Genomic DNA, 11,362 nt, shown 5'->3' on the forward strand with positions numbered 1-11,362 from the left:
GGGGCAAAGGTGAATTTGCCGTGATCGGCGCAGACACCCTTATGGACATTTCCGTGTTACGATTTCTGGTGAATGTAGGACTCTCAGCTAAATTTTGCTGGGGCCAAAAGAAAGACCTGACCCGAGTATTATTAGCCTTTATGTCATAGATAACATTAGCAGTTAATATTAAGGTCAAACGTTACTATTTGACCTTAGTAAAATTATATCAACTTTTGACCATTTGAAGACCATCTATATCTAACATACTGATCAAACTCAGGTTCATCTGCATGTTCTAAAACTATAATCTGTGGCTTAAATCCAATTTTTGGATCTCTTTCAAGTTCATTTAAGAACCGCTCAAAAACCTTGAATATATTTATTACTTGTTTAATATTCTCATCAACTTCTTCTTCACCCAATAACTCTTTTTTATTATTAGAAGAAAATCTTCTTGTTACTTTTGGGAAATATACCTGACTAGGTTGATCCAGAAATAATATTGCTGGTATTACAGAGTTTGAGCTTGAGGTTAATTTTAAAATTGACAAGAAAACCGCTAGATGGCAAGCTAACCAGTTCGCACCACTGCCCATTTCTGATAGTAGTATTTCTTGTTTGTTAAAGTAATAAGCAAATGTGAAATCTTCTGTTTTGAATTTCATTTCACCATTTCGTAAATCATCTTCAAAATCTAAGTCTTTTTTAAGCTCATTCATTGTCTCATTGATAAGTGCATTGGCCTCAGAAAATTTATGTTCAAGACCATAGCCTCGAATCTGTCTGATACAGGTTTCCAACTCCTCTTTCATAGCTGAAAGATCGTGGTTATCTTTTTCTAACTTTTGCCCTTCAATAAAGAACTCTAAGGTGTTCTCTATTCTTCCACGAATATTATTTAGTGAGTCCCTTATATCTAGATTATTTTTAACTCTGAATAATTTTCTTAATTGTCTTATTTCATTATCTATATTAGCTACGACCTGTTTTTGCTTGTCTCGCTTTAAAAGTAATGAGTTAAGAGACTTAGAACTGTCCTGTTTGTAACTACCAATTCGGGACAGTTCATCAAGAAGTAGCGCTCTAGAGCGCTTAACCTCTTCCACTTTAGAAACAACACTAGTTACTGGTGTGCTACATAACGGGCAACTAACACTGTTTTTAGGTATAGACTCATCTTGCGATACTTCTGCAAGGCGTGCCATCGAGTTGGAGTAATCTATTGACTCCTCCTCGTTTGCCTTAATAAGACTTATCAATTGATTACATTCATATAAAGACGTTAGCTCTTTATCTTTTGCTTTCTCTAAGGCATTTAGCTGTTTATTGAAATCAACATTTTGCTCTACATTCAATGGTACAGAAGGCAGGTTTCTCGCTAAACTTTTCAGCTTTTCCAGTGATGCATCTTCATCCAGAAATTTAAGATTTAACACTCTATAATACTGCCTAATTGGTATGAGTAATTTTTCTCTTTTTTCTTGAATACCTAGCAAAGCTTTCTTTTCTTCTGCCTCTATCTTTTTTATCTGCTTTTCTAAATCTTCAGATCTTTTCTTCAATCTGTAGTATCTGTTATCAACCCAGCCCATAAATATAGGAAATTGATCAATTACTATTCTACTTTTAATGAAGTTATCAAACCTGTAAAACAAACTATGCTTGTTAGCTATTAAATTTTGATGCTGAAAGAATAGTGAAGTAGCATTCCGAATTGAGACTTTCCCTTTATTAAGATTATAATCGTCATCATCATTCAATGATGTATCTTCAACCGATAATCCTAAGTGCTCTTCGAAATCCTTTTGAACCTCGAATCTAGTTCTAGTTTTCTTGGACTTAAAATAGTGAGAGTTAATTTCATTATCAACATTGAAACCAACCGAATATTCAACAGAAAAATAACACTTTGTTGGTTGATTATTTGAGCGTCCAATGATTATCTTTTTATTATTGTGTTCAAATACACAACAGAATATATCTGTGAAATCAGTAACTTTTCCCACAGGGATTGTAGAGCGCTTTGAAAACAAACAAAAATCTACAATCTCTATTAAAGCACTTTTCCCTGTTTTTGAGTCACCTGTTATTATGTTTAACCCTCGGTCAAAGCCAAGACGTTTCAAATCACCATCATGACCAATGAGAATTATATTTTTCAAATAAGCTTTCATATATTTGTGACCCTGGATTTAAGAAGAACATTAACATATCCTTCTTTCGCAAAAATAATACCTAAGTTATAAGATGCCTTTATAAACTCTTTTTTATAATCATTTGTTATTGACGTTTTTTCTAAATTATTCCCATTCAAAATGAAAGAACTAATTATAATTTCACAAATTGAACTGAGGTAGATTACCCCACAATTTGTCACAGACTTTGAGTATTGAACTTTATCATTTATAAAAAACAATCGTTCTTTAATTTCATCATCTTTTAGAAACGCCGTTTGAAATGTACTACTAGCATTAGACCTATTTAGTTTATCCCTTAAAACATCATCCATAACAAAAGGAACAACAAGATAAATCAACTCAAACTTCGCGCCTCGCTCATCAACTCGCCTAGCTCCTTGAATAAATGAATATAGTATTTCAGCAACAAAAGAGGGAGAATACTTCAAATCTCTAATAACCTGAGGATTCATTAGTCAATATCCTCTTCATTATATTTCCAAGTATAAGCGGTGTTATTAATAGCCTCGTGTACTTTACCTCTCATGAAGTAAGGTTTCGTACCACTTACCTCAGGCAATTCTAACACCGAACTATTATGAAATTCAAAATATGCTTTACAAGCTGCCTTGTTAGATTTAGATGAACCTAAATCTTCATAATCTATTTCGTAAGAATATTGTCTTTTATATCCTGTAGCTTTCTCTACCGCATCTAATAAATAGTTATCAATAATTTCGGGCATAATGTCTGGTTTAAGATCTACAAGGCTCTCTTCACTGTTTTTAGCTTTGAAGTAATCATTGAGAGCAACACCTCTATCTCTGCCTTTCAAACCAATATCTCTATACTCTAATAAAAACAAGTAACCGTCAGCATGCTGCTCCGTATCATACTCCGTGCGGTCTACAGGGAAAGGAATGCTATCTCCACTCCACCTGTTAACCTGAAACTGGAAAGCATCATCAAAATCATTGATATTAACCTTCCAATGTCGGTGGTCTACGATTGCATTTTTATTAACGTATGAGTATATCCAATGGAAAATGCTTTCTCTGTATGGCTCTAACACGCACTTCAATTTGCGAGCTTCCAATAAGCTCTTCCATTTCTCTTCTACATGTTCCCGAGATTGATCAATTGTAAATCTAGACAATATGCTCAATAGCTCGGTATCCGATGCATCTTCAAAAATTTTCTCATAGAGAGGCTTAATTGAGGATGATGGTACGTGAGACTTTATGATGTTGAGTTTTTCAAGGGCACTTCGTGTGTTCCAACCATGAAATATTGAACTCTCGGAAATGAAAGATGTCGTGTGTAACACAATTTGCTCAAACATAGAGGAGTCTTCAACCACCAAGTTCTTCAAAGTGTTCCAGAAATCTTTTGAGTTACTAGCTAAATTATGCTCTTCTACATGGTGTTTTACCTCTGTGAATGTCTTACCATCATAGACATCCCCAAAGCACTCTATCCAGATAGTCTCATTGGGTTTTGCTTCAAAGCACTTCTCAATGGCGATTAAAACTTGGTAAACATAGCCTAAATACTTTGGTGTAGCGTTGTTGGCAAAACCTTCTGTCATCGTGTCGATTACTCCTAGATTCACTCTACATTAACTTCGCGCACTGGGAAAAACTCGCGATCTCGGTATGTTCTCGAAATCAATTTCACCACCATGTTAGGTCGAAGCAAATAAAATCACCATAGTTACCATACGGTTAGAATGGATTAATTCTGTACAAATACTCCATGAATGCAAGTAAAACCTGTTGAATATTGAGCGGTGTAGTTATGAGACTTTGTAAAAAGGGTTACGCTTGTACAATTTTTACACCACTGAAGGGAAAGCTATTAAAACTCACGGGGGCAGGTCTTGTCTTTTGTCTCTTATTACTTTTTGTATATCAAAGTTGCCTGAGCATCATTTTGTAATTTGGAGGCGCAACTCACTTGGGGCAGAAATGTTTCAGCCCGAACAAATATGCATGGTCAATTGCGAAAGACGTTCATCATGGAAGTTACTTCACGCTGCTTGCGTGATGAGTTTGTCAAACGGAAAGGGGTAAGAACTGATTTAGCCACTCCAAATGCCCCAGCATAAGGCAAAGTTTAGTCATTAGCAGTATCGAAGCTTTTGATTAAAATTGCGAGACATATGATAACATAAGCGCATAAAGCCATTGCATAACCACAATGAATTAACACAAATCAATACTGAGACATGAAGAGCATGAAGTTAGATATAGAAACTATTAGAAGCGCATATCTTTCACTCAAGAGCTACGCTTATCAAGATAATCTCAACCTATTTTTGAAACAAAGAGTAGCTGCTTTCGAAAGTAAAGATCTTGACACATCTCTTCAAAAGATACTTTCCGTTCTAAAAAGCAAAAATCCAGTGGTTACTAATGATTTTAAAGATTGGTTGGACGAAATTTCCTATCATTTGTTACCGAAGTCAGTATCAAGAACTGAAGATATCAAACAAAACCAGCATAATGAGAGAAATGGCCTGTTCATTTCAAACATTACATCTTCACCTCAGTATCAAGTTGAAAAAGTAAACTACTTTATCAATGCCCCAGTTGAGCTTCATGTTATAGAGATGTTGTGGTGTACCGTAGTTGGCTCTGTAATGGATAGTAAACTGTCTGATGACTGTTATGGGAATAGACTCAAAAGCTTCCTGACCAGCAATGACACTGAGGATAAGCCTTCACATTACACTAAAGATATCTTTAAGCGTTATGTAGACCAATACAATCAGTGGCGAGATCAAGCTATTGAAATAGCATCAAACCTCGCGGACAAGGAAGAAGATGTTGCTCTTCTATCTCTCGACTTGAAATCATACTTCTATCATGTTGATTTCGATTTCAACTTAATATCTGACTTCATTGAACAAAATAAGGATAGTTTTGCCGACCTAGAATTGGCTAAGTTATTGACCGAAGCCTTGGAAAAAGTCCACGATACATACAATTATATTACTTATAAGTCCGCAACACTGACTCACCCTGATTGCCAGGAAAAATTTTGGCTACCTATAGGCATGGCTTCGTCCGCCATCATCGCCAACTGGTATCTATCTGAGTTTGATAAGGATATCTCTAATAAAGTTAGACCTTCTTACTATGGCCGTTACGTAGACGATATCCTGCTAGTTTTTAGACGCCCAAACTTTGAACAGCAAAACCCAATTGAAAGCTTTATTGAACACTATTTCAACAACCTATTGAAACGAGATAAAGGCCCAAAAGCTGACTATTTCATTACTATCGATCAGAACAAGCTTCCGATTCAAAGGGATAAACTAATACTCCAGTACTTCGACAAAAACCACAGTAAAGCTGGACTAGACATATTCAAACAAGAGCTAGAAGAAAGAAGTAGTGCTTTTAAGTTTTTACCTACAGAGCACATTGACAAAGAACTGGATAAATTTGCTTATGATATTCTGTATGATGGTTCAGCTAATAAGCTGAGGAGTATCGTTGGCCTGGCTGAAAATGAAACTGAGTTATCGAAGTATTTATCGAGCCATATAACTGCGCATAGACTCTGTAAGTTAGACTACAACAGCACTGTCATACCTGACATTCAACTTTTCTTTAGAGGAGCTAATGCCCTTCAATTCAACCGTCTTTGGGAAAAAGTCTACCAATATGCTCTGGTAACCAAAAGATATGATTTTATATTTAGATTCGTGAACACATTAGAATCTGAAATCAAGAAGATTCGGGTTATCCATCCTACAAGTAAAAGGGTTAGAAAAAGATTGACGACTAAACTCCACAAAGATATGGAGTTATATAACCATCTATCTCTATCTCTTACGGTCGCCTTGCTAGATATTGCTGAACCGCCAGAAGAAGGTACTGATGAGGCGTATAAAGTATTTCTAAGCAGCGGCAAAGACAAACTAGCGGCCTTCATATTTGAAAAGCAACTAGCCCATTACTCATGGTCATTTAGAAAATCAAATTTGCTTCGACATCATTTAGTTTCATGGCCATTAGCCAATTTTGCTGATTTCAACGGAGACCTTACGAACGAAGACTCGTTTCTAGAGATTGAAAAAGTTGCTTTGTGTGCTGAGAAAATAAAAATGTCACCTAGATTTATCCACTTAGATGAGTGGCAACTATTCAAACTACCCGATGCTCTTCACGCAGGAAAACAGCTAGTAGAATGGCAAAAAAGTTCCCTAATATCCTACGAGGAAAAGATTTTTTCCCAGAAACTACCTGTTGATTTTGAGCCACTAAACGATAAGAGCAACGTTAAGTCTACTTTTACTGTCGGGAGTAGTAAGAGCAAGCAAAGCATAAGACTTGCGTTAGCCAACATGGTTGTAGATGAGCGAGATATAGATTCATCTTTAAGGAAGGACAAGCGCTCCAATGTGAGCTACGAACGCCAAAAGAGGTTATATCAGCTACTAAACTCAGCGCTCAAAGAGCAGGCAGAACTCTTAATCATGCCCGAAGTAGCTATACCAGTCACTTGGCTTCCTTTTATGGTAGCTCACTCTCGCAGACATCAGATAGGGTTGATATTTGGGTTAGAGCATTGGGTCGTAGGCAACCAAGTTTATAATTTAATCATTGAAGTACTTCCATTCAAAACTTCGAACAAATATAAATCGTGCGCAATCTCCGTTAGGCTTAAAAACCACTACGCTCCTAGTGAATTAGAGCTTATTGATTCACTAAGACTTACACCCGCAAACATGCTGCATAAACCAAAGAACTATTACCATAAAGTAAATTGGAACGGAGTAAGTTTTACCACATACAACTGTTTCGAGTTATCTGACATAGAACACAGAACTCTATTCAAATCTGAAGTTGATATGATCTTCGCGTGTGTATGGAACAAAGATACTAACTACTACCAACATATCTTGGAATCTGCTGTCAGAGACCTTCATTGCTATGTAGTTCAATCCAATACGTCTCAATATGGCGGGTCTTGCGTACTTAGACCAAGTAAAACATTCAATAAAACAATGCTTTATGTCAAAGGTGGAAACAATGCTTGTGTTTTAACGACCGATATAGATATACAAAAGCTAAGGGAGTTTCAGTATAAATCTAGACCAGGTGCAGGGGACTCATTCAAGCACTTACCCCCAGGCTACGATTGCGAAAAGGTAATAAGTCGTTGAGATATTGAATAAAACACTTTTAGGAGATAAGTATGTGTTTTGATTTTGGTGCAGCACAATTTTTAAGTTTTGATTTCTGGGATGCACGAGCCGATATATTCGTCATGATAATCGCTTTCTTCGCACTTGTATTTGCCATCATCCAGATATTGTCTTCACGCAATGAAGCGAGAAGAGCTACAGCATACGCTTCATATCAAAGTTACTTAAATCTATGTTTTGAGCACCCACAGCTAGCCAGAGGTACTAAGGTGGATATAACGAGCGATCCAGCCACTTATTCAAAGTACCGTTGGTTTATCGCTCAGATGCTCTTTTGTTTTGAACAAGTGTTAGATGCTGAACCTAATAGCGATACATGGAACGAAGCTATCAAATCGCAGCTTAAAAGACATGTATGGCATCTTGAAGTATCAAAATCAGTGACTAGAAAAGAATGGAGTTCTCGGTTAAGAAAGCACTTACCAGAACCAAGAGAGCAAGCCACGGCGGAACTCATCTCAGACTAGTAACTAACTGTTGTGAGTTTATTCTAGGAAGCATCATGGACAGGAACTTATGGGCCCGTTGTAAAGACTCATGCATGATTTGGTAGTTTTGATTATATAGTGTCGATTACCTTCATTTTTCAATTCAATACCTACACAGTTCACTTTTTGACAAAAGTATGTCGGAGGCTTTACTCAATTAACAACTTTTGGATTACCTGTAGAATGGTATAAAGCATTAAGTAAAACCACGCGGAGATATGCTGAGTTCGGATAACTTCTAGTAGGGGCAAACGCATGCCCTAGATTTTGTAGATCATGTGCTTTAAACAATTTTGGGGCAAATGTTTATCAACGGTTTTCCTAAATTAGTGTGATCACCAAGCGATTATGTCGCACCTTAACTACCAACCGATTTTGTCTGTTGACTAATTACCAAGGGAAAATGACGTATCCGTTTCTATACCTAACCCTTTGAATAGGTCACAACAGCATATTTTATTCGCTAACCCATTGAGTATAAAGCTAAATAATTACGGCAATAACTCCTTCACATCACAGCCTAACGTGTCTGCAATCTGATACAACTTTTCAAGAGTGATATTGATTTTACCGCGTTCGATGCGGCTCATATAACTTCTATCTATCTCAGCGAGGAGGGCTAGCTTCTCTTGAGGTAAACCTTTGGATCTTCTCATTTGTACAATACGTTGGCCTACAGCTTCGGCAAGTTTCGTGTTCATGTTTTTTATTTATGAAATTAATTTCCTGAACAATGCACACTTGCGGACTATATGACCACGGATTATAATCCTCAAAATCAACACAATCGGTCATTTTTTATGCAAACGAAGGTAAAAATTAGAAAAGAGCTATTTCTCGCCATTTATTACAATGAACACTTCTCTGCCAACGACCTAAAATCCTTTCCATTAGATAGTGATGAAAAAGAATACTTATCGGATGAATACGTCGAAAAAAAATTGAAGGAAATGTCGTTGATCGGAGCAGTCCTCTCGTGCGGTTTCGATAAGCATGGTGATGAAGAATTTTCCAAAGGTTTTATGTTTAACCATATCGACTGGGAAGTCGTGGATTACGACAACTACAGTGAGGACTCCAACTACCTTTCTTTCAAAAGAGAAAGTCTTTTGACGATTTTGCAAGATAAACAGTCAGAGCTGTCAGAGTCCTATTCTCTTCATAAAAGGACATGGAAGCATTTCACTCAGTTGTGTACTCAACACTCAGAACTTCGGACGTGTTTAGATGAGTATATATCCGAGTATGACAATCGTAGATTGGATCTCAAAGCCGAAATGCTGGCAGTAGAAAACGCAATTACCTTCTACAAAAACACAACCCACCCAGTAGAAAGTGGGAGTTAACTTGCACAATCCTATACTTTACGCTCATGCCACAAACAACATGCTCGTGGGGCAGTTTGTCCAACAGTCGAAGACCTACTGGTCATTCTCATACTCTGATGAGTGGTTAGCATATGATTCAGCTTTCCCGATCTCGTTAAGCCTACCGCTCGTAAAGGGAGAATGCTCATCATTTAATGCACTGAATTTCATTCACAACCTGCTTCCTGACTTGAAAGAAGAACGATTAAGCCTTGCTCACTCGGTAGGTGTGCAATCCAACGATGCATTCAATTTACTCTCCAAGATTGGTCATGATAGCACGGGCGGCATTTCATTTACTGAGAGCAGGCAGGCACCAAATATAGGGCGGGAATATCGAGAGATCTCGGCAAGCGAATTAAATGAACTCGTTACTCAGCGTAAGTCATTTCTTCCTTTTTTTGGGGAATATCGACCTTGTATTTCAGGCACTCAACGAAAAACAACGCTAACTAGGTTGAACGGTAAATGGTACGTACCTCAAGAGAAATCAATCAGTAGCCACATTATCAAATATCCGATGGATGCGATTGTGCAAAGCAACTCAGTACTAGATATGAGCAGCAGTGTTGAGAATGAATTCATCTGCAATCAAATTGCTAAGGAGCTTGGTTTCAGTGTTCCCGATATAGAGATAATAACGACAGAATCAGGAGCGAAAGCCCTTGCTGTGGAAAGGTTCGACCGATGTTTTGTTGACGGAGTTGTGTCTCGTAGGCACCAAGAAGATTTCTGCCAGATTTTTGGTGTCCCTGAACATCAAAAATATCAATCGGAGAACAACCTCGGAGTCTCCAAAATTGTTGATGTTTTGTGTCTCTCAGCAGAAAGAAAGGCGAACAATCATGACTTTTTTAAGTTCATGGTGTTGCAGTGTCTCCTTGGTGCCACTGACGGTCATCTCAAGAACTTTTCCGTGCATATTGCTCCTGGCGGATACTATCAGCTCGCTCCGTTCTACGATTTGCTATCAGCTTATCCTGCCATCGGTGCCACTGGGTTAAATAAGCGAAAGTTAAAGCTAGCTATGGGACTGAAAGCATCGCGAGGATACAAATACCATATCAACAAAATTTGCTTACGCCATATAGAGCAGACAGCTAATCAGTTCGGTATCAGCAATGCGAACTGCCACGAAATCATCTCGGCCTTTCTCGCTCAATTCAGTAGCGCACTTAGCTCTATAGACAATCGATTTCCTGAAAAGGAGTTTTCGCTAGTGAAGGACGCAATATTTCAACATGCCACTAAGATCGTCGAAAAGTTAAACAAATCAATTAAGTAAACATCTCGGGTAACAATTATTGCCCATTTTGTAAACATACTCGTTAGCAGTGAGGGGAAAGATGGCTGAAACCACAACCAATGGAACTAACACGACTCTTGATTTGAAGCAGTCTTTCGCTCTACTAAGTGTCGATAAGAACGGTATCGTAACAATGAAGTTTGGTGATGAAGTAATGGTTTTTATGAACGACAAATGCCCAGCAATAGCTACAGATTTATTAAAAGTGATTGCGTCAATAAAAAACGGGAACAGCTATCAATGAAACGTGAGAAAGAGAAGATCAGTGGTCTAACAGAAACTTCGCGTGACAACCAGGATATTGATCGCTTGCTAGACTTACTCGAAAAAGACATAGAGCAACATCCTGGTAAGTTGATTGCTCCTTCTCAATAAATGGAAGAAGAATTAGATAAGATCGTCGGTGATTATTCAGTCGATTTAGATCGTGACTATTAAAATTGAGGATGGTATGAAGGCAAAAATCGGTATTCTATCAGAAGAGTTGGCTCGTAAGCGCATGATTCGCATTGCAGAAGGAAAAGTGATAGCTGAAGAACCTTACCCTCAATTTTTGTTTGAGTCACTGGCTGCGCTTTCACTACTGCTGTCTAACGAAAATGTTGAACTACTGAATTTGATTGCTCGCGAAAAGCCAAATAGTCTCGATGACCTTGCTGAAATAAGTGGGCGCAGTATCAAGGATGTTACTGATACCTTTGAAGCTCTGTCATCTAAGGGCTTTGCTTATCTGGATGTGAGGGGAAGTGAATCTCGACCAATAGCGTTGTTTACGACATTCGAGATCGTTATGGGCAGATCCCTTTTACTTTGAATCGCTAACT

General features: G+C 37.7%; 11 protein-coding genes. 7 read left to right on the plus strand and 4 right to left on the minus strand.

Annotation, left to right across the window (positions count from 1 at the left end):
* Positions 1-203: 203 nt before the first annotated feature.
* The 3 genes from JIG40_RS15240 to JIG40_RS15250 are packed head-to-tail and all read right to left on the minus strand — an operon-like array spanning position 204 to position 3,747.
* On the minus strand, positions 204-2,156 hold the full coding sequence (locus JIG40_RS15240; RefSeq protein WP_199465605.1) for a DUF3732 domain-containing protein: 1,953 nt from the start codon (positions 2,154-2,156) through the stop codon (positions 204-206).
* On the minus strand, positions 2,153-2,632 hold the full coding sequence (locus tag JIG40_RS15245; protein ID WP_047886027.1) for a three component ABC system middle component: 480 nt from the start codon (positions 2,630-2,632) through the stop codon (positions 2,153-2,155). Before JIG40_RS15245 ends, JIG40_RS15240 begins: the two co-directional genes overlap by 4 nt.
* A complete protein-coding gene (locus tag JIG40_RS15250; RefSeq protein ID WP_193256233.1) occupies positions 2,632-3,747 on the minus strand; it encodes a hypothetical protein in 1,116 nt (371 codons plus the stop codon). The genes JIG40_RS15245 and JIG40_RS15250 overlap by 1 nt, the downstream gene beginning before the upstream one ends.
* Positions 3,748-4,395: 648 nt before the next feature.
* Here JIG40_RS15250 and JIG40_RS15255 point away from each other — a divergent pair.
* Together JIG40_RS15255 and JIG40_RS15260 are read left to right on the plus strand one after the other, a co-directional pair.
* The gene (locus JIG40_RS15255) at positions 4,396-7,335 is read left to right on the plus strand and encodes an RNA-directed DNA polymerase (protein WP_193256232.1); all 2,940 of its coding nucleotides are present in this window, start codon (positions 4,396-4,398) and stop codon (positions 7,333-7,335) included.
* Positions 7,336-7,367: 32 nt separating this feature from the next.
* Positions 7,368-7,844: a hypothetical protein gene (locus tag JIG40_RS15260; protein ID WP_193256230.1), complete on the plus strand. Its 477-nt coding sequence runs from the start codon at positions 7,368-7,370 to the stop codon at positions 7,842-7,844.
* Positions 7,845-8,356: 512 nt separating this feature from the next.
* Here JIG40_RS15260 and JIG40_RS15265 read toward each other — a convergent pair.
* A complete protein-coding gene (locus tag JIG40_RS15265) occupies positions 8,357-8,566 on the minus strand; it encodes a helix-turn-helix transcriptional regulator (RefSeq protein WP_039453138.1) in 210 nt (69 codons plus the stop codon).
* Positions 8,567-8,665: 99 nt separating this feature from the next.
* On the opposite strand from JIG40_RS15265, the gene JIG40_RS15270 reads away from it, so the two are divergent.
* From JIG40_RS15270 to JIG40_RS15285, 5 genes are all read left to right on the plus strand, one after another.
* Positions 8,666-9,211: a hypothetical protein gene (locus JIG40_RS15270; RefSeq protein WP_199465606.1), complete on the plus strand. Its 546-nt coding sequence runs from the start codon at positions 8,666-8,668 to the stop codon at positions 9,209-9,211.
* Between the two features lies 1 nt (position 9,212).
* Entirely contained in the window at positions 9,213-10,517 is a 1,305-nt protein-coding gene (locus tag JIG40_RS15275; protein ID WP_193256228.1) for a HipA domain-containing protein, read from the plus strand.
* 61 nt (positions 10,518-10,578) lie between these two features.
* Positions 10,579-10,782 carry a hypothetical protein gene (locus JIG40_RS15280; RefSeq protein ID WP_193256226.1) on the plus strand — a complete coding sequence of 68 codons (204 nt, stop codon included), beginning with the start codon at positions 10,579-10,581 and terminating at the stop codon, positions 10,780-10,782.
* Entirely contained in the window at positions 10,779-10,913 is a 135-nt protein-coding gene (locus tag JIG40_RS22965; protein ID WP_257390238.1) for a hypothetical protein, read from the plus strand. The genes JIG40_RS15280 and JIG40_RS22965 overlap by 4 nt, the downstream gene beginning before the upstream one ends.
* 76 nt (positions 10,914-10,989) lie before the next feature.
* Positions 10,990-11,352 (plus strand): transcriptional regulator, encoded by a 363-nt coding sequence (locus JIG40_RS15285; RefSeq protein WP_116921402.1) that lies wholly within the window; start codon positions 10,990-10,992, stop codon positions 11,350-11,352.
* Positions 11,353-11,362 lie beyond the last annotated feature (10 nt).

Origin of the sequence: Vibrio sp. bablab_jr001 (assembly GCF_016464285.1) — a bacterium.
Classification (GTDB): Bacteria; Pseudomonadota; Gammaproteobacteria; order Enterobacterales; family Vibrionaceae; genus Vibrio; species Vibrio fluvialis.